General features: G+C 74.5%; 20 protein-coding genes. 15 read left to right on the top strand and 5 right to left on the bottom strand.

Translation table 11 applies throughout. The features are described from left to right. Positions 1-32 precede the first annotated feature (32 nt). Positions 33-953: a sirohydrochlorin chelatase gene (locus ACIPPM_RS19570; protein WP_388998727.1), complete on the top strand. Its 921-nt coding sequence runs from the start codon at positions 33-35 to the stop codon at positions 951-953. A gap of 108 nt (positions 954-1,061) precedes the next feature. Continuing rightward, complete coding sequence (locus ACIPPM_RS19565; protein WP_401449238.1) at positions 1,062-1,799, top strand: phosphotransferase; 738 nt, start codon at positions 1,062-1,064, stop codon at positions 1,797-1,799. Between the two features lie 58 nt (positions 1,800-1,857). Here ACIPPM_RS19565 and ACIPPM_RS19560 read toward each other — a convergent pair whose 3' ends face one another. Then, on the bottom strand, positions 1,858-3,351 hold the full coding sequence (locus tag ACIPPM_RS19560; protein WP_401449235.1) for an FUSC family protein: 1,494 nt from the start codon (positions 3,349-3,351) through the stop codon (positions 1,858-1,860). Positions 3,352-3,611: 260 nt separating this feature from the next. Here ACIPPM_RS19560 and ACIPPM_RS19555 point away from each other — a divergent pair, with 260 nt between their 5' ends. Continuing rightward, positions 3,612-4,091 carry an Lrp/AsnC family transcriptional regulator gene (locus tag ACIPPM_RS19555; RefSeq protein WP_401449233.1) on the top strand — a complete coding sequence of 160 codons (480 nt, stop codon included), beginning with the start codon at positions 3,612-3,614 and terminating at the stop codon, positions 4,089-4,091. Positions 4,092-4,154: 63 nt separating this feature from the next. Further along, positions 4,155-5,642, top strand: coding sequence for an MFS transporter (locus ACIPPM_RS19550; protein ID WP_401449231.1), 1,488 nt, complete (start codon positions 4,155-4,157; stop codon positions 5,640-5,642). Between the two features lie 66 nt (positions 5,643-5,708). On the opposite strand, the gene ACIPPM_RS19545 is transcribed toward ACIPPM_RS19550, so the two are convergent. Then, a complete protein-coding gene (locus ACIPPM_RS19545) occupies positions 5,709-6,467 on the bottom strand; it encodes a LysR family substrate-binding domain-containing protein (RefSeq protein ID WP_401449229.1) in 759 nt (252 codons plus the stop codon). Positions 6,468-6,525: 58 nt separating this feature from the next. On the opposite strand from ACIPPM_RS19545, the gene ACIPPM_RS19540 reads away from it, so the two are divergent. The 10 genes from ACIPPM_RS19540 (at position 6,526) to ACIPPM_RS19495 (ending at position 23,349) form a co-directional block, all read left to right on the top strand. Continuing rightward, complete coding sequence (locus ACIPPM_RS19540; RefSeq protein ID WP_401449227.1) at positions 6,526-6,918, top strand: DUF5997 family protein; 393 nt, start codon at positions 6,526-6,528, stop codon at positions 6,916-6,918. 108 nt (positions 6,919-7,026) lie between these two features. After that, positions 7,027-7,881 (top strand): DUF4132 domain-containing protein, encoded by an 855-nt coding sequence (locus tag ACIPPM_RS19535; protein ID WP_401449225.1) that lies wholly within the window; start codon positions 7,027-7,029, stop codon positions 7,879-7,881. Continuing rightward, positions 7,878-12,869 (top strand): hypothetical protein, encoded by a 4,992-nt coding sequence (locus ACIPPM_RS19530; protein WP_401449222.1) that lies wholly within the window; start codon positions 7,878-7,880, stop codon positions 12,867-12,869. Before ACIPPM_RS19535 ends, ACIPPM_RS19530 begins: the two co-directional genes overlap by 4 nt. A 35-nt stretch (positions 12,870-12,904) precedes the next feature. After that, positions 12,905-14,062 carry an AAA family ATPase gene (locus tag ACIPPM_RS19525; RefSeq protein ID WP_401449220.1) on the top strand — a complete coding sequence of 386 codons (1,158 nt, stop codon included), beginning with the start codon at positions 12,905-12,907 and terminating at the stop codon, positions 14,060-14,062. 5 nt (positions 14,063-14,067) lie between these two features. Then, positions 14,068-17,550, top strand: a complete 3,483-nt coding sequence (locus tag ACIPPM_RS19520; protein WP_401449218.1) for a DUF5682 family protein — start codon at positions 14,068-14,070, stop codon at positions 17,548-17,550. Next, positions 17,547-19,253: a hypothetical protein gene (locus tag ACIPPM_RS19515; protein ID WP_401449216.1), complete on the top strand. Its 1,707-nt coding sequence runs from the start codon at positions 17,547-17,549 to the stop codon at positions 19,251-19,253. Before ACIPPM_RS19520 ends, ACIPPM_RS19515 begins: the two co-directional genes overlap by 4 nt. Before the next feature lie 43 nt (positions 19,254-19,296). After that, entirely contained in the window at positions 19,297-20,037 is a 741-nt protein-coding gene (locus ACIPPM_RS19510; protein WP_401449214.1) for a class I SAM-dependent methyltransferase, read from the top strand. Between the two features lie 355 nt (positions 20,038-20,392). Then, positions 20,393-21,598, top strand: coding sequence for a metallophosphoesterase (locus ACIPPM_RS19505; protein ID WP_401449211.1), 1,206 nt, complete (start codon positions 20,393-20,395; stop codon positions 21,596-21,598). A 71-nt stretch (positions 21,599-21,669) separates the two neighbouring features. Then, on the top strand, positions 21,670-22,263 hold the full coding sequence (locus ACIPPM_RS19500; RefSeq protein ID WP_401450120.1) for a YdeI family protein: 594 nt from the start codon (positions 21,670-21,672) through the stop codon (positions 22,261-22,263). A 144-nt stretch (positions 22,264-22,407) separates the two neighbouring features. Next, the gene (locus ACIPPM_RS19495) at positions 22,408-23,349 is read left to right on the top strand and encodes an amidohydrolase family protein (protein ID WP_401449209.1); all 942 of its coding nucleotides are present in this window, start codon (positions 22,408-22,410) and stop codon (positions 23,347-23,349) included. 81 nt (positions 23,350-23,430) lie between these two features. Here the strand turns inward: ACIPPM_RS19495 and ACIPPM_RS19490 are convergent, their stop codons facing one another. Continuing rightward, positions 23,431-24,375, bottom strand: coding sequence for an amidohydrolase family protein (locus tag ACIPPM_RS19490; RefSeq protein ID WP_401449207.1), 945 nt, complete (start codon positions 24,373-24,375; stop codon positions 23,431-23,433). Between the two features lie 67 nt (positions 24,376-24,442). Here ACIPPM_RS19490 and ACIPPM_RS19485 point away from each other — a divergent pair, with 67 nt between their 5' ends. Beyond that, positions 24,443-24,964 carry a MarR family winged helix-turn-helix transcriptional regulator gene (locus ACIPPM_RS19485; RefSeq protein WP_401450118.1) on the top strand — a complete coding sequence of 174 codons (522 nt, stop codon included), beginning with the start codon at positions 24,443-24,445 and terminating at the stop codon, positions 24,962-24,964. A 21-nt stretch (positions 24,965-24,985) separates the two neighbouring features. On the opposite strand, the gene ACIPPM_RS19480 is transcribed toward ACIPPM_RS19485, so the two are convergent. Further along, complete coding sequence (locus ACIPPM_RS19480) at positions 24,986-25,465, bottom strand: hypothetical protein (RefSeq protein WP_401449204.1); 480 nt, start codon at positions 25,463-25,465, stop codon at positions 24,986-24,988. Then, positions 25,449-25,940: an RNA polymerase sigma factor gene (locus ACIPPM_RS19475; RefSeq protein ID WP_401449202.1), complete on the bottom strand. Its 492-nt coding sequence runs from the start codon at positions 25,938-25,940 to the stop codon at positions 25,449-25,451. Before ACIPPM_RS19475 ends, ACIPPM_RS19480 begins: the two co-directional genes overlap by 17 nt. Between the last annotated feature and the right edge of the window lie 69 nt (positions 25,941-26,009).

The following is a 26,009-nucleotide window of genomic DNA, read 5'->3' as shown; positions in this document are numbered from 1 at the left end:
GGCAGCTCCGGAAACCAGTAACATGCGGCGCCATGAGCTCCCCCACTGGACCCGAGTCCGGCCTGCCAGTACGAATGCCGCGACCCCGCCAGCCCGGACGGCACCGCCGTCCGGAGCCGCTGGTGGCTCCCGAGGACGCGCCCGCGTTCGTCCTCGCGGTGCCCGGTGCGCCCAGCGCCGCCACGCGCAGCCTCGCCGAGGAGGTCGTGAGCATCGCCCGCTCCGAGCTGCCCGGCCTCGACGCGCGGATCGGTTACCTGGACGGGGACGACGACGAATTCCCGACCCTGAGCGCCGTCCTGGCGCGTGCCGCCGAGGAGCGCACGGCCCGCCACGAGCAGGCCGTCGCCGCCGGTTCCGACGCCAAGGCGCCGGACGGGCCGGTGGCCGTGGTCGTGCCGCTGCTCGCCGGTCCCGACAACGCCCTGCTGCGGCAGACCCGCCAGGCCGTGATGGACAGCCGGGTCGCCGCCGAGCTGACCGACGTCCTCGGCCCGCACCCGCTGCTCGCCGAGGGTCTGCACGTGCGGCTGTCGGAGGCGGGCCTCGCCCGTGCCGACCGCGCCCGCCTGTTCACGGTGGCGACCGCGGCCGACGGCATCATCCTGGCGTCCGTGGGCGGCGAGGAGGCCGTGCAGGCCGCCGGGATCACCGGCATGCTGCTCGCCGCGCGACTGGCCGTGCCGGTGATGGCCGCGGCGCTGGACCAGGACGGCTCGATCGCCTCCATCGCCGAGCAGCTCCGCGCCTCGGGCTCGCAACAGCTCGCGCTCGCCCCGTACCTCATCGGTCCGGAGATCGACACGGCGCTGCTGACGGCCGCCGCCGAGGAGATCGGCTGTGCCACCTCCGAGGCCCTCGGCGCCTACCCGGCGATCGGCAAGCTGGCCCTCGCCAAGTACACGGCCTCCCTGGGCATCGCCCAGCAGCCCCAGGGCGCCCCGGCGTTCTGAGCCACACGCGTAGGGCCCGCCCCGGCACCACCGGAGCGGGCCCTTCGCGCTGCCCGGACGACGTCCCGCTTGCCCCACCTGGAGGCAGCGATCAGGCAAGGTGGGTGGATGCCCGAGTCGTCCTTGCCCGGCGGTTTCGTGACCGCGGTCGTCCGTGTCGGAGACACGGTGCGCCGTCCGGCATCGGCTCGCACGGAATTCGTGAGTGATCTGCTGAGGCTGCTCGAATCCAGTGGCTGGAGTGGTGCTCCCCGGTATCTCGGCATGGACGACGAGGGCCGAGAAGTCCTCAGCTTCCTCGACGGCCACGTGGCTTGGGAGTCGCGCCGACCCGCTGCCGTGTCGTCCGACGAGAGTTTGCTGGCGGTCGCCCGCCTCGTGCGCGAGTTCCACGACCTGACGGCAGGCACCCCGCTCGCCGGAGACCAGGAGGTCGTGTGTCACAACGACCTGTCACCCAAGAACACCGTCTACCAGCCGCACCGTGGCGAGCTTCGGCCGGCGGCGTTCATCGACTGGGATCTCGCCGCACCGGGCGCGCGTGTCCACGACATCGCTCACGTCTGCTGGCAGTACCTCGATCTCGGCCCCGCGGTCACCGACGTCGAGGAGGTGGCCCGGCGCATGAGACTGATCGTCGACGGCTACGAGTTGTCTGACCGGCAACGCCTCGTGTCCACGATCCTGTGGTGGCAGGACCGGTGCCGGCGGGGCATCGAGACCCGGGCGGACGCTGGCGACACCGCCATGATCCGGCTCCGGGATGCCGGGGTGGTGAGGCAAGTCCAGACGGCGTACCAGTGGGTTTCCGACCACCGGGACGCGTTGGAACGCTCAGTACGGTGAGCGCGTGGGCACCGGCCGCTGCCGGTTCGCCGACTCCCCCCGCGCACAGTCGCCCCCCTCAGGCCCCCACCAGCCGCGACGGCGCCGCGGCCGCCCGCAGAGGCTCCGCCAGGTCGGCGAGGGCGTGCTCCAGGCTGTGGAGGTGGGCCAGGGCAGGCTCCGACGGGGTTTCGGCGGGGCGGTGCAAGGGGTCGCCGCCCCCGTCGAAGAGCGCTTCCACCGCTGCCTCCACCCGCCAGCAGGCGGCGGCGAGCCGGGCGTCGTGGGACGCCTCGGGGTCGGCGGCGACGGCGACCAGACCCCGCACCTCACGGGCGCAGTCGTCGAGCAGGGCGAGCACCCGGCGGGCACGTCCCTTGCGGCCCAGCAGCGGGTTCAGCGGGTGTACGAGCGGCGCGACCGACAGCCGGACCCGGCCGAGCAGCTGCTCCAGCTCGGCCACGCGCGGCGCGGGGTCGGCCGTGGCGGAGCCCGCGAGCCGGGCGGCGGCCTCGGCGGTGCAGGCGTGGACGCAGCGCAGGGCGCGCTGTATCCAGGCGTCGGTGGTGGTGTGCGTCGTCACGGGCAGCACGAGCAGTACGGCGAGCATCGCGCCCGCCGCGCCGACCGCCGTCTCGGCCACGCGCAGCGCGAGCAGCGACGGGGTGAGGACGCCGAGCAGGCCGTAGAGGACCTCGGCCAGCAGGGTCACGCAGAGCATCATCCAGGTGTAGGAGACGGCGGCCGAGTAGAAGATGCCGAAGACGGCGACCGCGACGAGCACCAGCGAGGGGACGACGGCGCCGTGCAGCGGCAGCGCCGCGAGGAAGCCGAGTCCGATGCCGAGGACCGTCCCGAGGACGCGCCGGAACCCCCGTACCAGCGTCTCCCCGCGCGAGGCGGTGTTGACGAAGACCCACCAGGTCGCGCCGACGGCCCAGTACCAGCGCTGCCCGGACAGCAGTTGTCCGAGGACCAGGGCGAAGCCCGCGCCCGCGACCGCCTGGACGGCCTGCCGGGTGGTCACGCGGGCGAGCCCGGTTCCGCCCGGCGGGGCGGGTGCCGTCGGTGCGGGGCGCCCACGCTCGTAGCACCAGAGGCCGAAGCGCACCGCGGCCGCGCTGAGCACGGACAGCAGGACGGCGGCGTACAGCTCGGGCAGCTGCACGGGTGTGACGTGCAGGAACTGGCCGACGAAGAACATCATGAACGCGAACACGCCGAGGCTGTGGCCGCGCGGACCCCAGCGGCGGGCGTACACACCCGCGCCGACGACCGCGAGGAAGGCCAGGTCACGCGCGACCGGGTAGGCGTGCAGCTCGGCCGCGACGGCCAGCACCAGCACCCCCGTACCGGGCAGCAGCGCGGTGGTGACGGCCTGCCCGCGCACGGTGGCGTCGGCGACGGTGAACAGGGCGAGCAGCGCGGCGAGACCGCCCGCGACCATGCCGGGCAGGGACTGCCCGGTGAGCCCGCACACGACGACCGCGAGGCCGATGCCGAGCACGGCCCGCGCGGCGAAGCGCAGCCGGACCCGGCCCGGGTCCGGCGCCATGAACACCTTCTTCAGCACTGCTCGTCGCCCCCTGGTGGCCGTTCGCACGAAAAAGGCGCCGCGGAATCCGCAGCGCCATCGACACCCCTATGACAGCACCTCAGGGCCGATTGGCTCAACAGGCTCCGATTCCACTGAGCCATTGGGCCAGCATCAGCGAACGATGATGGGCCGTCGGCGGGCCAACGGCCCAGCTCGCACAGCATGGGCGCCCGGAGCGACACTGGGCCATTGGTACAGTCACCGCTGGTCGACGAGCACGAGGAGGCCGGTACGCGATGGCCGTGGACGAGCTGGACACCCGCATCCTGCGACTGCTGCTGGAGCAGCCGCGCACCAGCGTGCGCGAGTACGCCCGCCTCCTCGGCATCGCGCGCGGCACCCTCCAGGCCCGGCTGGACCGCATGGAGCGGGACGGCGTGATCACGGGCACGGGTCCCTCCCTGTCCCCCGCCGCGCTCGGCCACCCCGTGCTGGCGTTCGTGCACATCGAGGTCACACAGGGCCACATGGACGATGTCGGGGAGGCGCTGGCGGCCGTTCCGGAGATCGTCGAGGCGTTCTCCACGACCGGCGGCGGGGACCTGCTGGCGCGGGTGGTGGGGCGGGACAACGCCCACCTGGAGGATGTGATCCAGAAGCTGATCAGCGTGCCCGGCGTGGTGCGCACCCGTACCGAGGTGGCCCTGCGGGAGCGGGTGCCTTTCCGGCTGCTGCCCCTGGTCGAGTCGGTGGGCCGGTCCGCCGTCCAGCCCTGAGCACGCGCGTGGGAGCGCGTCTCCCGTGGTGCGCGGGTCACCGTCACTGCATAGCGTGACCTCATGACTACAGCCCAGACCCGGCCCGCCGCCGCCGACCGACGGCGCTGGCAGGCGCTCGCGGTCTGTCTCGTGGCGGGCTTCATGACGCTGCTCGACAGCTCGATCGTGAACGTCGCGCTGCCCTCCATGGAACGCGGGCTCGGCGCCGACGCGGCCGACGTGTCCTGGGTGGTGTCGGGCTACGCGCTCACCTTCGGCCTCGCCCTCGTCCCGGCGGGCCGTCTCGGCGACGTGCGCGGACGCCGGGCCGCGTTCCTGTTCGGGCTCGCCCTGTTCACGGTGGCCTCGGTGGCGTGCGGGCTGGCGCCCAGCTCCGGCTGGCTGGTGGTGTTCCGGCTGGTGCAGGGCGCGGCCTCGGGCATCGTCGCGCCGCAGACGACGGGACTGATCCAGCAGATGTTCCAGGGCGCCGAGCGGGCCCGCGCGTTCGGCATGCTGGGCAGCGTGGTCGGCATCTCCACGGCGGTCGGACCGCCCGCGGGCGGCCTGCTGATCCAGGCGTTCGGCGTCGAGGACGGCTGGCGCTGGGTGTTCTACGTCAACCTGCCCATCGGCGTGGCCGCGTTCTGGGCGGCGCTGCGGCTGCTGCCCCGTACTCCGGTGGCGGAGCGGAAGCGTGAGGGCGCGGACCTGGTGGGTGTGCTGCTGCTCGGCGCGGGCGTGCTGGCGCTGATGCTGCCGCTGGTGCAGGAGCAGCAGTGGACGGGCCGCCTGAAGTGGGCCCTGATGCCGGTGGCGGCGCTGCTGCTGGTGGCGTTCTGGCGGTGGGAGCGGCGTCAGGGCCGGTACGGCCACGATCCGCTGATCGACCTGGAGCTGTTCTCCCTGCGGTCCTTCACCCTGGGGGTGCTGCTGAACCTGGTGTACTTCGGCGGCTTCACCACGGTGTTCTTCGTGTACACGCTGTACTTGCAGAACGGCCTGGACTACGGCCCCCTCGCGGCCGGGATGGCCTCGCTGCCGTTCGCCATCGGTTCGGCGGCCGGGGCGGCGCTGGGCGGCAGGCTGGTGGTGCGGTACGGCCGCAAGCTGGTCGTCGTCGGGCTGACCGGGGTGGCGGTGGGCCTGGTCGGTGTCATCGGCGCCGTGCAGCTCGTCCAGGGGGCCGGTGCGGCGTGGTCGGCGGCGCTGCCGCTGCTGCTCGCGGGGGTCGGCTCGGGTGTGACGATCTCCCCCAACACCACGCTGACCCTCACCCGGGTGCCGGTACGGCGGGCCGGTGCCGCGGGCGGCATCCTGGTGACGGCCCAGCGGATCGGCTCGGCGGCCGGGATCGCGGCCGTGGGCGCGGTGTACTTCGCCCATCTGGCCAACCACGGCACCTCGACCCGGGCGCTGCAACTGGGCCTGCTCACGGCGGTGGGGATCATCCTGGTCGCGCTCGTGCTGGCCGTCGCGGACCTGCGGGAGCGGCAGGCGCACCCGGAGCCGCCCATGGGCGGGGGCCCGGCGCCGGAGCCGGTGGAGAGCACGGCCTCGAAGGCGTGAACATCGGGCCCAGCGGCGGGGCGGCCCGCTTCCCGGGCGGCCCCGTTCCGAGTCCGGCGGCCCGGCTCAGGGCTTGCGGCGCGGCTTCCCCGTACGGCCGCCGGAGCGTCCGCGCGCCGGGCGGCCGGAGGACTTGCCGCCGCCGCTCTGCTGCCGGGCACCGCCCTGGTCGGGCCGCTTCTTCTGCTGCTTGGGCTGCGGGGGCGTCGCCCCGGAGCGGCCTCGGGTGCTGTTGGCGGTGCGGCCCCGGACGATGCCGATGAAGTCCTCCACCTGGTCGGTGGTGGCCTCCTCGGGCCAGGAGAGCGCGATCTGCGACTGCGGGGCGTCGACGACCGTGCGGTAGGTGAGGTCCTTGCGGTGGTAGAGGCGCGCCAGGGACTGCGGGACGATCAGCAGACCGACGTTGGCCGCGACCAGTTCCAGCGCGTCCGGGGTGGTGGCGGGCCGCTCGAAGGCGGGTTCACCGGGCGGGGCGTCCCAGTCGAAGACGTCGTCGAGCGGGTGGAAGAGCACCTCGTCGGCGAGGTCGGCGAGGGTGACCTCCTCGGCCGCGGTGATCACGTGGTCCTTGGGGACGACGACCACGGTGTCCTCGGTGTACAGCGGGATCGCGCTGAAGAAGTCGCGGTCGACGGGCAGCCGTACGAAGCCCGCGTCGGCCTCCCCGGCGCGCAGCAGGGCGTCCGCCTCGGCGGCGGGGACCTGGGTGAGGGTGAGCGGAGTGCCGGGCAGGCGCTCGTTCCAGATCCGCACCCATTTGGCGGGCGTCACTCCGGGGACGTACGCGAGCCGGAACGACGGTGATTCTTCCGAGCCTGTCACCAGGCCAGGGTATCGGCCGTGGTCGGCTCCCACGCACACGGCCGATACCCTTGACCTCATGAGTTCGCAGCAGAGCACCCAGACGATGAAGCCCGCCACCGCGGCGAAGAAGCTGGGTGTGTACCTCCCCGCCACCCCCGCCGCCTTCCAGGAGGGTGTGGTCTCGCGCGCCGAGCTGAACGAGCTGCAGACCAACCCGCCCGAGTGGCTGCGCGAGCTGCGGCAGAACGGCCCGCACCCGCGTCCGGTGGTCGCGGCCCGGCTGGGCGTGTCCATCGCCGGTCTGGCGCGCGGCGGTGTCACCGAGCCGCTGACCACCGAGCAGATCGAGGCCCTGCGCGAAGAGGGCCCGGAGTGGCTGGAGAAGGAACGCGCGACCCAGGCGGAGGTCCGCAAGGAGGCCGCCCGCGTCAAGAGGCTGCACGCGGAGAAGGACGCCAAGAAGAGCTGACGCTCCGTAGTACCTCCTGACCAGCGCCCCCGGCCCGTCCGGGGGCGTTGTCAGTGGTGCCCCCTACAGTTCGTGTCACTTGATCTTTCGGGGTGCGGGGAGGCACGTATGGGGTGGGTTCCGGCGGGCGGCTACGAGGTCGCCCTCGACGGCGGGAAAGTGGTGTGCCGCAACGCGGCCGGACGGCTGCTGAAGACGGTGCCCGCGAAGATCGCCGATGATCCGGCGGTCGTGGGGCTGCGGCAGCTCACCGAATGGCTGGAGCGGCACGAGCGGGAGTCGCTCGCCGCCGTGGAGCGGTGGATGGTCCGCTCCCTGCCGGTTCCGCTCGCGGTCGTCACGCGGGTGTGGCCCGACCCGTCCTGGCGGGCCGCGCTCAGCGATCTGGTGGTCACGGGTGAGGACGGCCGGGTCGCCGGTTTCCTGCGGGACGCCGACCCCGAGCGCGGGCTCGGCCTGGTCGACCTGGACGGCGACACGGTGCGCATCGCCCCGGAGCGGGTCCACATCCCGCATCCGGTCCTGCTCGCGGACCTCGAGGAGCTGCGGGAGTTCGCCGTCGAGCTGGGCGTGGAGCAGCGCGCCCAGCAGCTCTTCCGCGAGGTGTTCACCCGCCCGGCCACCCTGTCCGCCGAGGCGGCCGAGGTGGAGGAATACGCGGGCGGCTCGTTCAAGGAGCTGCGTTTCCTGCACGGCCGCGCCACCCAGCTCGGCTACCGCGTGCGCGGCGGCAACGCCGTCTGCTCCGTCCTGGAGGACGGCCGGGGCGTCGAGGCCCGCGTCTGGATCGGCGACTACGACGGCTACGAGGAGACCGAGACCGGCCCGCTGACCTGGACCGATCCCGCCGGGCGGGTCCTGAGTGCCGGTCAGGTCGGGCCGGTCGCCTGGTCGGAGGGCATCCGCATGGCAGCCGCGCTGTACGCCGGCCGCGACATCGAGGACGAGGAGCGGGCGGCATGACGGACAGCGCCGAGTACGACGAGACCACCCTGACCGCCCTGCTGGAGGCGGGCGCCGTCCTGCCCGTGGGCAGCACCGCGCGCGAGGACGCCGACAGCCTGACGGTGCGCTCCTACGCCCACCCCGCGCTGGCCGACCGCCCGATCGTGCGGCTGGTCCCCGGCACCCTGGGCGAGGCCGAGGACCTGGCGCTGGAGTTCCTCGGGCTGGCCCGGACGGCGGAGCCGTTCGAGGGCGGGCAGGTGCGCCGGGAGACGCTGGGCTTCCCGGCGTGGGCGCTGGTGCACGACCCGGCCAACGGCCACCACGCGCTCGCCCTGGTCAAGGACGTGGAGCGGCTCGCCCGGCAGGCCAAGTCCCGCCCCGGCAACGCCAAGGAGGGCTTCGAGGCCCTCGGCACCCGGCTCGGCCGTGCGGTGCCGCACTTCCTGCCGACCTTCTACGAGCAGGCGGCGCGGGTCTTCCTGCAGCACGAGAACACCACGTACGCCGCCGCGTTCTTCGGCAAGGCCCGCGAGGCCGAGCGGGTGCACGCCCTCGCGGTGGACGAGGAGCGGCAGCGGGCGGTGTTCCTGGAGTTCGCCTTCGCCGGGGCGCTGACCGTGAAGGCACTCAAGGAGCATGTGCGGGACCTGGGCCGTCGGCTCGATCCGGCGGCCGCCTGGGCGCAGTTCCGCCAGCTCACGGTGGAGCGGTGCGCGGCCGGGATGCCGCCGTACGCCTCGCTGCCGCAGGACGCGCGCGGGCTGATCAGGTCGGCGGGGCTGGACCGGGACGCCGAGGAGCGTGCGCTCGTCGCCGACCTGGTCGCCTCTCCGGCCGCCGTCCGGGCGCCCGCGTCGTTCTGGACTGCCTACCGCCCGGTGCTGCGCGCGCTCGCCGAGGAGCGGCCCGCGATCAGGGCGCGGCTGCTGGAGATCATGCCGAGCGGGCTGGGGCGGAAGGCCGAGGACGACGAGTCCTGGCTGGCCCTGCTCGCGGAGACCGGTGCCGACCGGCTGCTGACCGACGAGGCGGCCGCGACGGAGCACGGCGTCGACCCCGCCGACTGGCTGACCCGCTGGGAGCTGTTCCGCAAGCACGGCGGATCACTCTCCGGGCGTTCCCCCGCCACGCTGGCGCTGGTCGCGCGGATGGCCGCGCCGCTGCGCGCGGCCGGGCGTCCGGTGGACCTGTTCACCGGCCGCTGGCACGCGGGCGCCGATCTCGACCTGCTCGACCTGTGCGCGGCCGAGGGCATCGCGCTGACCCTCCCGGCCGCGGACGTGACCGTCCATATGCCGCTGCACCCGTGGCTGACCGGCACCCGGCCCGGCCGACGCGACCTGGCGGCCATGGCCGCCGACCCCCGGCTGCGGCGGCTGCTGCACCGGGCGGTGGGCCAGGTCGGTGAGGGCCGCCTCGCCGGTGAGGTGCTGGAGTCGGTGGCCACGCACCCGGTGCTCTCCGGCGTGCTGCGGGAGTGGCTGGACGAGGCCGCCGCCGAGTTCACCGGCGCGGCCGGGCTGCCCGGTGCCCGCGAGGCGCTCGACCGGCTGCGGCCCTTCCGCCCGGTGGCCGCGGGGACGGGCCCGGACGCGGTGGCGCGGGTCGCCGCGCACCCGGTGCGGACGGTGCTCGGCCGGACGCTGCGCGCGGGTGTCCTCGACGAGCTGGGCTGGCCCGCGCTGGAGGAGGCGCTGGACGTGCTGGACGCCCAGCCGCAGCGCAAGAACGCGGACAACTCGCTGTCCGTCCAGGAGGCTTGGCCCGCGCTGATCCTGTCCCGGGGGGCGAAGGCGGTCGTGGTCGGCCCGGAGCGGGTGCTCCTCGACCACGATCTGCGGCTGCCCGACGACCTGGACCGCTGGCAACGCCCCCGGTTCCGGTACGTGGACGGGGAGTTGCTGGTCATCTGGTGGCACAAGAGCAAGCAGTACGGCTACTGGTCGGCCCGCCCGACCGAGGTGTTCCCGCTCGGCGGCGAGCGGACCCCGTCCTGGTGGTCCGGCAACGACACGAGCGTCCCCTCCCTGCCGCTGCCCGGCGGCGGCCGCGCCACAGGAGGCCGCATCCTGCACGCGGGCGACACCGAACTGCCCGCCGCCCGGCCCGTTCTGGGCGACGGCACCGCGTACTGGCGGCAGGGCAGGCACGGCAAGCGGACCGTGTGGCTGGAGTACGACCCGGCCACGGGGACGCACGGCCGCGCCTCGCTGCCCGCGCTGCTGGCGTCGGGCGTCCGCGAGGGCACGGAGCTGCTGGCGGGCCGGTGCGAAGTGCTGCCGCTCCAACCGGGCCTCGAAAACAGCCCGTTCGGCACCGACGGCACCGTGCTGGGCCGCTGGGTGCGCACCGGGCGCGAGGGCGCCGAGGAACTGCGGACCGCCGGAACGCCGGACGGCCGCACGGTGTCGGTGCCGGTGGCGCCCGGCCACGGCGAGGACGGGGTGCCGGTGGGCGCGCTGCGGCTGCCCGGCGGCGTGGAGCCCGTCGTCGTCCGACTGTCGCGCTCCATCGGCCTGTTCGACCTTGACGGCACCGGCAGGCTCGGCCAGGTCACGCCGGACGACCTGGGCGGCGAGTTCGCCGCGGGCACCCGGCTGGTTCCCTCGCTGCCCTTCTGGCACGCCCTGCGCCCCCGTGACGAGGCGGGTTCGGCCGTCCTGCGCGCCGTCACCGACGCGCGGGCGGCGGAGCTGATGCACAGCGTGGCCCAGGCGCTCGGTGAGCGGCAGCGGGAGCTGGCCCGAGCCGGTGAGGACGAGGCGGCGAAGGCCGCGGTCCGGACCGCCGACGAGGTCACGGTGGACGCCGTACGCCGGGTGCTGCCGGGGATCACCGATGCCCGGCTGCTGCTCGGTGTGGCGTCACTGGTGCGCTCGGCCGTGCGGCTGGCCGACTCCGCCGCCCTGTTCGCGGCGCCGCCGAAGGAGCCGGAGGCCCGGCCGACCGCCCGGACCGAGGGCATGTTCGCCGACTTCAGCCCCGAGTACGGCGACGACAGCACCCTGCGCGAGGCGCTGTCCGGGTTCGGCGGCATCCACGGCTGGTGGCGCTCGCCGCAGTGGACCGCGCTCCGGCAGATACGCGCGGTGAACCATGTGCTGTCGGGCAAGCCCGCCGACGGCAGGCCGCTCCCGGACGTGAAGCGTCTCAACGCCCTCCGGGACGGCTGGCGGGGCGAGGAGTTCACCGTCCCGGACAGCTCCACCCGGTGGCCGGTGGTGCTGCCCCAGCTGCGGGCGCTGGCACTGCGGGCCGCGTCCCCGGTGCTGTCGGACGGCAGGCGCGAGCCCTTGCTGCTGCTGTTCGAGGCACTGGCGGAGGGACCGCTGCTGACGGCCGAGGGCACGCTGCGGACGATCGTGCTCGGTGAACCACGCGGCATCGACGCGCGGGCCGGACAGGTGCTGCGACGCGACGGCCGCACGGTGGTGATCCTCGGCGCGCAGAGCGTCGACCACCGACGCGACCAGATCGACTGGCTGGCCCTGGACCACGATCCGAGCGGGAGGTTCGGCGCGGTCGCCCACTTCACGCTCGAACGCGAGGACCGGTACGCCCTGGTGGTCTCCGCGCGGGATCTGGCCGCCGTCGCGCGGCTGGTACGGGACAAGGGCGCCGCTCCCTGGCGGCCCGAGGCCCCCGCGGAGCTGGAGGCGGCGACGGGTGGCGGGCTCGGCCCGGCGCAGGCGTCCGCGCTGCTCGCCGGTCTGCCGCGTGAGCCGGGTGCGGAGGGTCTGGCGGTGACGGGACTGAAGGCCCGTCAGTACGCCTTCGGCGTCGCCCAGGTCGAGGCGCTCGGCTCCTCGGAGCGGACGGCGCTCATGGGCGCGCTGCTGCCGGAGGACCCCGCCGACCTGTGGCTGTCGGGCCCGGACACGCGCGCGGCCGGCCGCATGTGGTCCGACCGGCTCGGCTCGCTGGTGCGGGTACCCGAGGACCTGGCCGCCGAGCTGGCCGGGGTGGGCGCCACGCACGCCGAGGACCTGCTGAACCCGGACCGCACCCCGTGGCTGAGCCGCACCACGCGCCTCGTCCTCGACAAGGAGGGCGAACTCGTCCCGGAGGACCCGGCGGCGCTCCCGTCGGCCCATGCCGTACCGGGGGCCGTCACCACGCTCGCCGCGCTCGCCTACGTCCTCCCCCACGGTCACCCGCTGCGCGCCGCGCTCCCGGCCGGTCTCGCCGCCGTACGCCGTCGGCTGGCCGACCCGGAGCTGATGCTCGACCTGGGGTTGCAGTGGAGCGAGCGGAACACCCACACCGCCGTCGAGCTGCGCAAGACGTACGGGCTGCCCGCGACCGGCGGACAGGACGCGCGAGGTCTGACCCGGATCGGCGACGCGCTCGTGCTGCGGCCGTGGTACCAGGACGCGGAGACCGTCCTGGTGCGTCCGGCCGGGCTGTCCGGCCCGGGCGACCCGGTGTTCGGCGTGCTGGAGGGGCTGGTCGGAGCGGCCCGCACCAGTGCGCTGCGGGCGCTGGCCCTGGTCCTCGGCCCGGAGCTGGACGCCGTGGTGGCGCCCGGTGCGGACACCTTCGAGGGGTACGCGCAGAACCCGGCCCTCAGCGTGCCGGAACTGGTCGCGGAGGTCGCCCGGACGCACGGTCTCGGTGAGGACGCCGCCTGCCTCTACCTCCAGTTGCTGGCGCTGCCCGACCCGACGGACCGCGACACCGTCCGTTGGAACGGCTGGAAGCCCGCCCGCGCGAAGAAGGCCCGCGCGGAGCTGGCCGCGACGGCACTGGTCGTGGAGGCCAAGCGGCCGCGTGCCGGACGCACCCTCTTCCTGCCGTGCGGCTGGCGCGACCTGAAGTCGCCCGCGCTGCCGCTGGAGACCTGGAAGGAGGGGCTGTACCCGGTGCCCGCCCACCGCAGGACGATGCCCCTGCTCACGGTGCCGGAGCTGTTCGCCCGCGCCTGGGACCGCGTCCGCGCGGGCGACGCCCCGGCGTACGAGGAGCTGACCACCCGTGCGGTCCGCAAGGGGCGCCGCCGATGACCACCGCCCGTACCCGTGTGAAGGAAGCAGTCCCGATGAGCACCGCCCCCGCCCGTCAGATCGTCCCGCCGGAGGATCTCTTCGCCGCCGAACTGGCCTTCCTCGCCGCGTACGACACCGGCCCGCGCCCGCCCGCGTGGCGGCTGACCCCGCGTGCCGTGGTCACGTTCGTCATGGGCAGCGAGGGCCGGGCGCTGGCGCTGCCCGAGGACGCGGAGGTGCCGGAGGGGGTGCCGCGCAGGCTGGAGATAGCGGGGAAGTTCGTAGGGGACCGCGCGCTGGTGGAGCGGTGCGTGGTCACGCTGGCGGGTGAGCGGGGGCTGCTGCTGGTCGGGGAGCCGGGTACCGCCAAGTCGATGCTGTCCGAGCTGCTGTCGGCCGCCGTGTGCGGTACGAGCGGCCTGGTGGTGCAGGGCACGGCGGGCACGACCGAGGACCAGCTCAAGTACGGCTGGAACTACGCCCTGTTGCTCGCGCAGGGGCCCAGCAGGCAGGCGCTGGTGCCGTCGCCGGTGCTCACCGCCATGTCGCGGGGCGGGATCGCGCGGGTCGAGGAGGTGACCCGCTGTCTGCCCGAGGTGCAGGACGCGCTGGTGTCGCTGCTGTCCGAGCGGCGGATCGCGATTCCCGAACTGGCGGGCGGCGCCGATGCGTTGGCGCATTCGGCGCCGGGCTTCAATCTCATCGCGACCGCCAACCTGCGGGACCGGGGTGTGTCGGAGATGTCGGCCGCGCTGAAGCGCCGTTTCAACTTCGAGACGGTCGGCCCCATCACGGACATCGACGCCGAGACCGCTCTGGTGCGCGGCCAGGCGAAGGCGTCGGTGGAGCGGGCCGGGGCGGCCTTCCAGGTCGACGACGCGGTGCTGGAGGCGCTGGTGACGGCGTTCCGGGATCTGCGCGAGGGGCGGTCGGCGGAGGGCTGGGAGGTGGAGCGGCCGTCCACGGTGATGAGCACGGCGGAGGCCGTGTCCGTCGCGGGCGCGCTGGGCCTGGCCTCGGCGTACTTCCCCGGCGACCGTGATGTGCTCGGGCTGCTGCCGGGCCATCTGCTGGGCGTGGTCCGCAAGGACGACCCGGCCGACGCGGCCCGGCTGCGCGGCTACTGGGACGGTCCGGTGCGGCGCCGGGCCGAACAGGGCTCCGCCACCTGGCGCACCCTGTGGGACCTGCGCACGGTGCTGGAGGGCTGAGGACCGTGGCCCACGCATCCCCCGAGGCCGTGGTGGCGGCCCTGACCGACCCGGCGGCGCCCTTCCTGATCGGCGTACGGCATCACGCGCCCTCGCTGGCGTGGGCGGTGCCGGCGCTGCTGGACGCCGCGCGGCCGGACGTGCTGCTGGTGGAGCTGCCCGCCGAGTTCCAGGAGTGGCTGCCGTGGCTCGCCCATGAGGACACGGTCGCGCCGGTGGCCCTGGCGGCGGCACCCGAGGGCGGGGGCGCGGGACCGGCGTTCTATCCCTTCGCGGACTTCTCCCCGGAGCTGGCCGCCGTCCGGTGGGCGGCCCGGCACTCGGTGCCGGTGGTCGCCTGCGATCTGCCGCTGGCGGACCGGGGGTGGGGTGAATCGTCCGGCACGTCGGAGCCCGTGGTTCCCGGTGTCGCCGCCGCGTTGCGGGCCCGGCTCACCGGTCGCCGTGACGACGACCTGTGGGACCGGCTGGTCGAGGCCACCGCCCCCGGTTCCACGCCGGAGGCGGTGCGGCGGGCCGCGCTGCTGACGGGCTGGGCGCTGCGGGAGGACGCGGCGGCCACGGGCGGGGTGCCGGAGGTGGACCTGCGGCGCGAGCACCGGATGCGGTCGTGCCTGGCCGCCGCCACGGCGGACGGCGGACGCGCGGCCCTGGTGGTGGGCGCCTTCCACGCGCCCGCCCTGCTCACCCCGTGCGACGCGTCCGCCCTGCCCACCCCGGCCGAAGTGGCACCGGCCGCCACCTGGACGACCTCGCTCATCCCGTACACCTACGCCCTATTGGACGCGCGTTCCGGTTATCCGGCGGGCATCCGCGATCCGGAGTGGCAGCATCTGGTGCTCGACGCGGCGGGTGATCCCGGCGCGCTGGAGGAGGCACTGACCGGGGCGGCGGTACGGGTGTGTGCCGGGCTGCGGGCGCTCGGCCACCCCTCCGGGCCCGCCGACGCGCGGGAGATCGCCCGGCTGGCCGGTGATCTGGCCCGGCTGCGCGGGCTGCCCGCGGCGGGCCGGGGCGAACTGGTGGAGGCCGTGCAGACGGTCCTCGCGCAGGGCGAGCCGTACGGGCGGGGGCGGGCCGTGGCGCGGGCGATGGAGACGGTGCTCGTCGGCACACGCACCGGACGGCCCGCGCCGGGCGCGCCGCGCAGCGGGCTGGCTCCGGCCGTCGAGGCCGAGCTGGCGGAGCTGGGGCTGCCCGGCCCGGTGGAGTCGGGCCGGGGTCCGGCGCGCGATCTGCGGCTGAACCCGCTCCGCTCCGACCTGGACCGCCGCCGGGAACTGCTGTTGCGGCGTCTGTCGGTGTGCGGGGTGCCGTACGCGGAGTCCAAGGACGTCGTCGGGGCGGGCGGCGCCGAGGCGCTGACCTCTCGCTGGGAGGTCCGCTGGACACCGGCGACCGCCGCGCTGCTGACGGCGGCCGGTGTCCGGGGCGTCACCCCGGCCCAGGCCGCGGAGGGGGTGCTGCGCGAACGGCTGCACGGGGAGCGGGCCGAGGGCGGTCCCACGGCCGCGCAGACGCTGCGGGGGCTGGAGGAGGCGGCGGAGTGCGGCCTGCCCGAGCTGGCCGACGAGCGGCTGACGGAGACCGGGGCCGTCCTCCCGGACGCGGGCACACTGCCGGAACTCCTGGCCGGTCTGGCCCTGTTGGACCGGTTGCGGGCCGGGCACGTGGCGGGGCTCGACACGTCGGAGGACCGTACGGCCCGTGCGGGGGCCGTGGCCGAGCTGCTGACGACGGCCGCCGTGCGCCAGGTCGACGGGCTCACCGGCTCGGAGGACCCGGCCGATGCCCGCGCCCTGCTCGAACTCGCCCACCGTGCGGATGTGTTCGGCGGTATCCGGCTCACCGACGCGCTCGCCCGGCTGGCGGCCGGGGGTTCCCCGCTGATGCGCGGTGCGGCCGGGGCGGTACGGGTGCTGCTGGGGCACGAGGAGCCGAGGCTGCTCGGGGACCGGGTGGCGTCCTGGGTGGACGGTGCCGTGGACGCCGGGTCCCGGTCGGCGCTGACCGCGCGGCTGGCCGGACTGCTCACGGCGGCCGGGCAGTTGCTGGAGTCGGCGGCGCCCGCGCTGGAACCGCTGCTGGAGCGGGTGACGGAGCTGCCCGACCCGGAGTTCGTGGCGCGGCTGCCCGCCCTGCGCGGCGGGTTCGACACGCTGAGCCCGGCCGCCCGTGAGCGTCTGCTGTCGAGCGTGGAGGAGCGCCTGGACGAGCGTCACCTCGGGGACACCGGCGGCATCGACCCGGTGGCGCTGGCCACCTGGACCGGCGCCGACCTCGCGGCTCGCGATGCCCTCGCGGCGCTGGGCCTGCTGCCCCCGCCGCGCCCCGCCGACAGCGCACCCGAATCCGCCGGGCCGGCCCCCGTGACCGGGAACCGGCTCACCCCGGCCGACCGCTGGCGCCTGGTCCTGGGCCGCCGCACCGATCGTCTCCCCGCGTCCGCCCGCCCGTTGGCCACCGCGCTGGACGAGCTGTACGGCAGCGGGCGCGGCGAGGGCAGCCGGGGCGACCTCACCGGGCCGACGGGCAGAGGCGGCCGGGAGCCGTCGTACCCCGGGGTCCGGGAGTGGTCCGAGGAGCTGGCGGCGCTGTTCGGGCCGGGTGTCCGCGAAGAGGTGCTGGCGGCGGCCGCCGACGCGGGCCGGACGGACGTGCTCACGGAACTGGACTCGGACGCCGTACGCCCCTCCGTCGGCCTGCTCCGCTCGGTGCTGCGGCACGCGGGCGGGCTGCCGGAGGCACGGCTCGCGGCACTGCGGCCCCTGGTCCGGCGTCTGGTGGACGCCCTGACCCGGCAGTTGGCGACGCGGCTGCGGCCCGCTCTGCACGGCGCGGCCCTTCCGCGTCCGAGCAGTCGGCCGGGTGGCGGACTCGACCTGCCGCGCACGCTGCGGGCCAACCTGGCCACCGCTCGCCGGGCCCCGGACGGCACGGTGCGGGTCGTCCCGGAGCGGCCGGTGTTCCGTACGCGGGCCCGGCGGTCCGCCGACTGGCGGCTGATCCTGGTCACCGACGTGTCGGGTTCGATGGAGGCGTCCACCGTCTGGGCGGCGCTCACCGCCTCGGTGCTGGCCGGGGTGCCGACGCTGTCGACGCACTTCCTGGCGTTCTCCACGGAGGTGATCGATCTGACCGAGCACGTCGAGGACCCGTTGTCGCTGCTGCTGGAGGTCAGCGTCGGCGGTGGCACGCACATCGCGGCCGGGCTGCGGCACGCGCGTGAGCTGGTCACCGTGCCGTCGCGGACCCTCGTCGTGGTGATCAGCGACTTCGAGGAGGGCTATCCGCTCGGCGGTCTGCTGGCGGAGGTCCGCACGCTGGTGGGGGCGGGCTGCCATGTGCTGGGCTGCGCGAGCCTGGACGACGCGGGCCGCCCGCGCTACGCCACCGGGGTGGCCGGTCGTCTGGTCGCGGCCGGAATGCCGGTCGCCGCCCTCAGCCCGCTCGAACTCACACGCTGGATCGGGGAGAAGATCGCATGAGCCCGCAACTCCCGCCGGTCGCACCGGCCGTGACCGCCGAACTCGTCGCCGCGCTCTCGCCCCGGCTGCGCAAACGGCTGGACGCGGGCATCGCCAAGCTGGCGGACCGCCCGGTGAGCCGCGACGGCACGACCGTACGCGTCGCCGTGGACGACACCGCGCACGTCGAACTCCGCGCCCCCGAGGGCACGGTGACCCGCGCGGACGACATCCACTGCGGCTGCCTGCTGGCCCCGGCCTGCCTGCATCGGGCGGCCGTCGCCTCGGCGGCGCCGATCGCGGAGGCGGCACCCGCCGAGACGCCTGCGGTCGATGCGGAGACACCCACACGGACGGACCGCGCCACCGCCGGGCAGATCACCGCCGCGCACGCCGTGCGGACCGCCGCGGCGGCCGTGCTCGACGCCGGTACGGACGGCTGCGGGGCGGTGCTCCAGGCGGAGTTGCTGCGCGCGGCGCACACCGCGCGGCTCGCGGGTCTCCCCCGGCTCGCGGCCTCGGCCGTCTCGGTGGTCACCGCGCTGCGCGCGGCCCGCTCCGCCGACCCCGCGTACCGGCTGGCCGACCTCGCGACCACCCTCGGCGACACCCTGGCGGTGGCCCACCGGCTGCCGGACGCCGAGGGCACGGAGCTGGCCGAGCTGCGCGGCACCGCCCGCCAGCCGTACCGCCCGGACGGCTCGCTGCGCCTGTACGGCCTCTTCTCCGAGCCGGTGCTGACGGCGAACGGCTACGCGGGCGCCGTCACCTGGACCGCCGACGCCGAGGGCAGGCTGTACCAGGTGTCGGACGTGGCACCCGGCGGCCCCGGCCGGGCGGTGGGCGCGGCGGACCGTACCGTACGTGTCGGAGACACGGCGCTGACGCACCGCGAGCTGTCGCGGGCGGGGCTGGCGATGTCCGGGGCCACGGTCTCGCCGTCGGGCCGACTGGGCGCGGGGGCGGGCGTACGGGCGGTGCGCGCGCCCGGTGTGGAGTGGCGCGCGGAGCCTGTGGACCAGCTTTGGGCGGCACCCGCGGCCGAACAGGTCGCACGTGCTCTCGCGGGCGGCTCCGACCTGCTCTTCCTCGAAGTGGCGCTGAGCGGTACGGCCCGCGAGGCGGCGGGCGACTGCCTGCTGGCGGAGTACGCGGGCGGCACCGTGCGCCTGACCTCCGCCCATGACGACCCGGCACTCCCCCACCGCGACAACCTGCGTCTGCTGGCGGCAGCCCCCGGCACCCGGCTCCGGATCGTGGCCCGCCTGACCCCGGCCCCGCACGCGCGGGCCGCCCTGCTGGCGACCGAGCACCCCACCGTCACGGGCACGCGTGTCGATGTCGGCTTGGACCGGCTCCAGCGCGCCGATCTGCCAACCACCGGGCGAGCTGCGGCCCTTGCTGTGCCGCCGGTGGAGGAGGCGCCCGTGCACCTGCTGCGCCGCCGCGTGCACCAGGCGGTGGCGGGCGGCCGTCGCACCCTCTCCTTCCCCGGCACCATGGCCACCGACGTCCGCCGTCTGAACGCCCACGGTCTCGGTACCGCCGCCGATCTCCTGGCCGAGCTGCACGCCTCGGCGACGGAGCGTTCCCGCGACGTCTTCGGCCGCCTGCTCCCGGCCGACACCACCCGGTTCGCCCGCGGCTGGCTGGCGGCGACCCGCTACACCGCGGAACTGGACCGGGCGCTGTGCGCGGCCGCGTGGGGCGCCCGGGACGAATAATCGCGTCGACAACGCCCCACCGTCCCCGGCAGAGTGGCCACCCGTGACGAGCAGCGAACTGTGGAACCGCGACAGTGCCGAGCGCTACGACGCCAAGGAGACCGAGATGTCCTCGGCGGCGGTGCTCGGCCCGACCCTGGACTTCCTCGCCGAACTGGCCGGAGAGGGACGGGCGTTGGAGTTCGCGGTGGGCACCGGCCGGGTGGCCGTTCCGCTGCGGGAGCGGGGGGTGCCGGTGACGGGCATCGAGTTCTCCGCGCACATGGCGGCGGTGCTGCGCCGGAAGGTGGACGAGGAGACGCTCCCGGTCACCCTGGGCGACATGGCCACGACGGTCGTACCGGGCGAGTTCAGCCTGGTCTACCTCGTCTACAACACCATCTCCAACCTGCTCACGCAGGACGAGCAGGTGGAGTGCTTCCGTAACGCCGCCCGGCATCTGGCGCCCGGTGGACGCTTCGTCATCGAACTCGGTGTGCCTCCGCTGCGGCTCCTGCCGCCCACGCAGTCGGCGGTGCCGTTCGACGTGTCGGCGGGGCACATCGGATTCGACACCTTCGACCTGGTGGACCAGATCCTGGTCTCCCACCACCTCACCCGGGACGGCGAGGACGACCGGTACCGCCGCTCGGCCTCCCGACACCGCTACGCCTGGCCCGCGGAGCTGGACCTCATGGCCCGCATCGCCGGCCTGAGCCTGGAGCGGCGGGTGGCGGACTGGACCGGAACCCCCTTCACGGACGCCTCGACCCGCCACATCTCGGTCTGGCGCAAGCCGCTCTGAGCGGACCAACGCCGCTCGCGGTGCCGACCCGCCCCTGCCTCCCCGGACAGCCTCTGGTCCCCTGTTACGCCCCCGGGTCCCGGCGCTTCCCCGACAACTCCCTCGACCTGGGCACCGGGTTCGACTGCTTCGACCCCCTCGCCCGCAGCGCGCCGACCGCCTGCTGCCCAAGAACCTCCTGGAGAGCCTCGGCTTCGTGGACCTGACCGAAGCCCCCGGAGGGCAGCCCTTTTCGCGGCGGCGGACAATGGCTGCACGGAAGCTCTGCGCGAGACTGCCGGGCCCACGGCCGGATGACCGGTACGAGGACCGCCTCGCGGCACTGTCCGCCGGACAGAACCTCAGAAGGGGAAGCGTGACCGAGACCAGCAGCACCCGATCCGCCGCCGACGACTCGGGCGAGGCACCACGGAGCCGGCTCCAGCAGGCGATGCGGTACATCCCCCTGGTCGCCCCCGTCCTGCTGTGGGCCGTACCGTGCTGGGTCCTCCTGTACACCGGCCAGCACTGGCCGCTCCCCGCGACCCTGATCGGCACCGCGCTGTTCGCCCTCGGCCTGGTCGGTATGCCGTTGGCGATGGCGCGCGGCCACGGGCGGCGCCAGCAGGACCGGGCGGCGATCGTCGGGGACACGCTGCTGGGCGGCGCCTGGGTCCTGTTCACCTGGTCCGTCCTGCTCGGTGTCCTGCTGCGGCTCGCCCTGGTCGTGGCGGGCGCCGGTGACGGACAGGCCCGTGCGCGCGTCGTCACCTGGGCCGTCCTCGCCGTGACCGCCGTCCTGCTCGCCTGGGGGTACGCCGAGGCTCGACGCGTGCCGCGCGTGCGCAGGCTCGACGTGCGACTGCCGCGCCTGGGCGCCGGGCTGGACGGCACCCGAGTCGTCCTGATCACCGACACCCACTACGGTCCGCTCGACCGCGCCCGCTGGTCGGCACAGGTCTGCGAGACGGTGAACACCCTGGAGGCCGATCTGGTCTGCCACACCGGCGACATCGCGGACGGCACGGCCGAACGCCGTCGCGCCCAGGCCGCTCCCCTGGGCACCGTCGAAGCGACGCGGGCCCGCGTCTACGTCACCGGCAACCACGAGTACTACAGCGAGGCCCAGGGCTGGGTCGACCTGATGGACGAGCTGGGCTGGGAGCCGCTGCGCAACCGCCATCTGCTGCTGGAACGCGGCGGTGACACCCTGGTGGTCGCCGGGGTGGACGACGTGACTGCCGAGTCGTCCGGCCTGGCGGGCCACGGTGCCCACCTCGCCGGAGCCCTGGACGGCGCCGATCCCGACCTCCCCGTCCTGCTCCTCGCCCACCAGCCCAAGTTCGTCGACCGCGCGGCGGCGCACGGCATCGACCTCCAGCTCTCCGGCCACACCCACGGCGGCCAGATCTGGCCCTTCCACCACTTGGTCCGCCTCGACCAGCCTGCCCTCGCCGGACTCACCCGGCACGGCGCCCGCACCCTCCTCTACACCAGCCGCGGCACCGGCTTCTGGGGCCCGCCCTTCCGCGTCTTCGCCCCCAGCGAGATCACCCTGCTCGTGCTCCGCTCCGCGTCCTAGGGCGGGACCCGGCCGCGTCGTCGGGCGGACGGCAGAGGACCGTGCGCGAACGCGTCATGCCGATGGGCCGGATGTGGTTCGCTGCTGGAGTGACTCAGGACTTGGAGATCGTCGCGTTCGAATCCGCAGAGGCGTTCGAGGCGTGGCTCGGTGCGAACCACGCCGCCTCGCCCGGCCTCTGGCTCAAGCTGCGCAAGAAGGGCGCCGGAATCGTCGCGCTGGACTACGCCCAGGCGCTCGACGTGGCCCTCTGCCACGGCTGGATCGACGGCCAGAAGGCCAAGTTCGACGACGAGTGGTGGCTCCAGCGGTTCACCCCGCGCACGTCGCGCAGCAGGTGGTCCAAGGTCAACCGGGACAAGGTGGCCGCCCTGACCGAGCAGGGCCGGATGCGTCCGCCGGGGCAGGCCGAGGTCGACCGCGCCAAGGCGGACGGCCGCTGGGAGGCGGCCTACGACGGCGCGAAGACCGCCACGGTGCCGGACGACCTCGCCGCGGCCCTGGCCGCCGACCCGGCCGCGGCGGAGTTCTTCGGGACACTGGACCGGCAGAACCGCTACGCGATCCTGTACCGGGTGCAGGACGCCAAGAAGCCCGAGACGCGGGCGCGCCGGATCGAGAAGTTCGTCGCGATGCTGGCGAAGGGCGAGAAGCCGCACCCGTAGACGCCCGGGTACCGCCGCGTTGCCGCGCCGGTCCGGCCGCGAGGACCACGGGCACGTTCGGGGCGGCTCGGATGGCGGGCGTGATCTTTGCGGGCTACTTTCCGAGAGGACCCATCGAGGGGGGCGTACAGAGGGAGACGCCGGATGGCGAACGCGGACCGTATCGATGTGCACACGCATGTGGTGCCCCCGTTCTGGGGCGAGGCGCTGCCGAGCCACGGCGGGGACCCGTCGGGCTGGTCCACCCCGGCGTGGAGCCCGGAGGCGCACCTCGGGTACATGGACGACCAGCAGATCGCCACCAGCGTGCTGTCACTGACCGCGCCGAGCGTGGTCGGCTGGGAGGGGCAGGAGCGCCGGGACATGGCGCGCAAGGTCAACGAGTACGTCGCGGAACTGACCACCCGGTACCCGGGCCGGTTCGGCAACTTCGCGACCGTCCCGCTGCCGGACGTCGAGGGCGCCGTGGCCGAGGCGGAGTACGCGCTGGACGAGCTGGGCGCCGACGGGGTCGTACTGCTGAGCAACTACGAGGGTTCCTATCTGGGCGACCCGAAGTACGCGCCGCTCTGGGAGGCGCTGAACCAGCGGTCGGCCGTGGTGTTCATCCATCCGGCCCGCCCGCCGATCGAGACCCTCGCGGGCGTGCCGGGCCCGCTCGTGGACTACCCGTTCGACACCACCCGGAACGCCGTGCAGATGGTGTTCACCGGGGTGCTGGACCAGTACCCGGACGCGAAGATCATCCTGTCGCACGCGGGCGGCTTCGTCCCCTACGCCGTGATGAGGTTCTGCGAGCTGCAGCCCGCCCTCGAACCCGAGGGGCCCACCACCGAGGAACTGCTGGCGAAGTTCAAGCTCTTCTACTGGGACACCGCCCTGTCCTCCGGCCCGGACGCCTTCCCCAGCTTCCTGGCCTTCGCCGACCATGAACGCATCCTGTTCGGCAGCGACTTCCCGTACGCCCCCGCGCCCGTCGCGGCGGCGTTCAACGAGCTCCTGGACACGAGCAGCGGCCTCACGGACGAGCAGAAGACCGCCTTCAACCACGGCAACGCCAAGCGGATCTTCACGCGCCTGGCCTGACGACGGCGGACGCCCTCCGTACGACGCGCCGATGCCCCGCACCAGTGGTGCGGGGCATCGATAGCGCCGGGAAGTTCCGGGTCAGCGGGCGAGGCGGGGGAAGAGCGCCTCGGCGTTGCCGCGGTCGATGGCCGCGGCCTGGCCCGGGGTGAAGTCCGGGTAGGTCTCCAGGAAGTGGTTGTAGTAGCTGCCCGCTTCCTGGGGGGCGAACGGCCAGTCGCTGCCGTAGAGGACGTGACCGGGCTCGGCGAAGGCCAGCAGGGCCGGGAGGGCGGACGGGCTCGCGGACAGGGCGGTGTCGAAGTAGAACCGCTTGAGGTCGCGCAGGATGTCGTCGGCGTTGCGGTTCCGGTCCACGACGGTGGAGGTCAGACCGGAGAAACGGTACGCCGCGTACGGCAGGAAGCCGCCGCCGTGGGACAGGATCACCCGGACGTTGCGGTACCGGTCCATGACACCGTTGAGCACCATGTTCAGGGCGGTGCGGGTGGTGTCGAAGACGTAGTCCGCGAGCGGGGCCGGGGTGCCGGGCAGCAGCGTCATCGGGGGCTGCGCGGGGTGGACGAAGACGTTCGCCGAGCGGCGGTCCAGCTCGGCCCAGAGCGGCTCGAAGTCCGGGTCGCCGAGGTACTTGCCGTGGGCGTTGGACATCAGCACCACGCCGTCGGCGCCGAGGACGTCGAGGGCGTACACGGCCTCCGCCACGGCGGCGTCGAGGTCGGGCAGCGGGATGCTGGCGAAGTGACCGAAGCGGTCGGGGTTGTCCTTGACGACCTCGGCGCCGTACTCGTTGACGGCGCGGGCCAGGTCGCGGGCGTCGGCGTCGTCACCGAGGTGGATGCCGGGCGAGGTGACGGACATGACGCCGGTGGCGATGCCCTGCTGGTCCATCATCGCGATCGCGCTCTGGGGGCTCCAGGCCGGGATGGCCCAGCCGCCGGAGGTCAGGCCGCGAGCGGCCAGGGTCTCGGCCCAGACCGGCGGGACGATGTGGTTGTGGACGTCGATGCGTGCGGGGAAGTCCATGACTTAAAGCCTCCTAAAGCTTAGCTTGCTAACGACTTCATTTAGTAAGCTAACAGTCATGCGAGAGATGAGCAACCACGAAGAGGAAGACCCCCAGGGCGCGGCCGGGGACGAGGCGGGCGTGCGCGAGCTGGCGCAGGCCGCTGACCGGCTGTTCTACGCGATGCGCCGGTCCCGGGCGGCCACCATGGGGCACTCCGGGGCCGGGCTGTCCATGGCACAGCTCACCCTGCTGGAACCCCTCTCGGCAGACGCCAAGGGCGACGGACTGCCGGTCGGCAAGCTTGCCGCCACCGCCGAGGTCAGCGTCCCGACCGCCACCCGCATGCTCAAGCAGCTCGAAGCGGCGGGCGTGGTCACGCGGCAGCGCTCCCCCCACGACGAGCGGCAGGTCCTCGTCCGCCTCACCCAGGACGGCGCCGACCGGCTCGCGGCCATGCGGGGAGATCTCCGCGCGCGCCAGGCCGAGGCGCTCGCGCACTTCACCCCCCGGGAACGCCACGAACTCGCCGCGCAGCTCCAGCGCCTGGCCGCCGTCATCGGCGACACCATCCCCCTGCCCACCGAGGGGGACACCGCTCGGCCCTGACGGGGGGCGGGTTCGAGGTGTTCAACGTGCGGCGGAGGAGCGCGTCGGGTCCGTCGACGGCGCCGTACGCAAGGCCGGGGGCGAGGACCGGCGCTCCGTAGGGGCTGCCGAGGGCAGGGCCGAGGGCGATGCGGTGACGGCCGTCGGGCGGGCGGGCCTGCTGGGCGTGCCGGTCGAGGAGCGGGCATCGGGGCGTGGACTCACGGGGACCGGCGTAGTGGGGGCGGCGGGGCTGCTCGCGGGGGGCGGGGCGAGGGGGACCGTCGGGGAGACGGGGTCCTGGAAGGCGCCGCGCAGGACGGGTGCGGCGAGGAGGGCGGCGGCCGCGCAGGCCGCACCGCCCACGACAGCGGTGCGCAGGACGCGGCGGCGGGCCGCGCCACGGCGGATCTCCTCGTACCGGCCGGGTGGCGGTGCGAGGTGCCCGGAGGGGGGCCGCATGATGACGGCGAGGGGGTCGTCGGGTTCGAAGTCCGGACCGTCGTCACTGTATGTGATCAAGGCTTCTCCTCAAGTGGGCGCGGAGCAGTTCGCGGGCCGCGTGCAGGTCGGCCTTGACGGTTCCTTCCTTGCGCCCGGTCAGTTCGGCCACCTCCCGGATCGGCAAGTCAGCGTAGTAGTGCAGGAGGGTCGGTATGCGCAGTCGTTCGGGGAGCGCCTGGACGAGCAGGCGGACCGACGGGTCGTGCTGCTCGGTGGGCGGGAGGACGGACGCCTCCACGGTGGCGCGGCGCACGGCCCGGCGTTCGCGCTCCAGGCGGCGCCAGTGGTCGCGGACGATGTTGGCGGCCGTGACGTAGAGGAAACCGCGGGGCTCCGACACTGACGTCCAGCGGGCCCAGAGGCGGGTGAACGCCTCCGAGGCGATCTCGTGGGCGGTCTCGTCGTCGTCGACCAGACGGCGGCACCAGCCGGCCAGGCGCGGATAGAGAACGGCGAACAGCTCGGCTGCCGCTTTCTCACGGGACCGTTTCAACACTCTCCAGGGGGGGTGGGGGCATTCTTCACGTCCGGTGCGCGGGGCAACCCATGGGGAAGACCCCGG

This window comes from Streptomyces sp. NPDC090119 (genome assembly GCF_044747085.1).
Lineage (GTDB): Bacteria > Actinomycetota > Actinomycetes > Streptomycetales > Streptomycetaceae > Streptomyces.
Note: the sequence above shows the minus strand (reverse complement) of the source record. Positions and strands in the feature narration are given on the sequence as shown.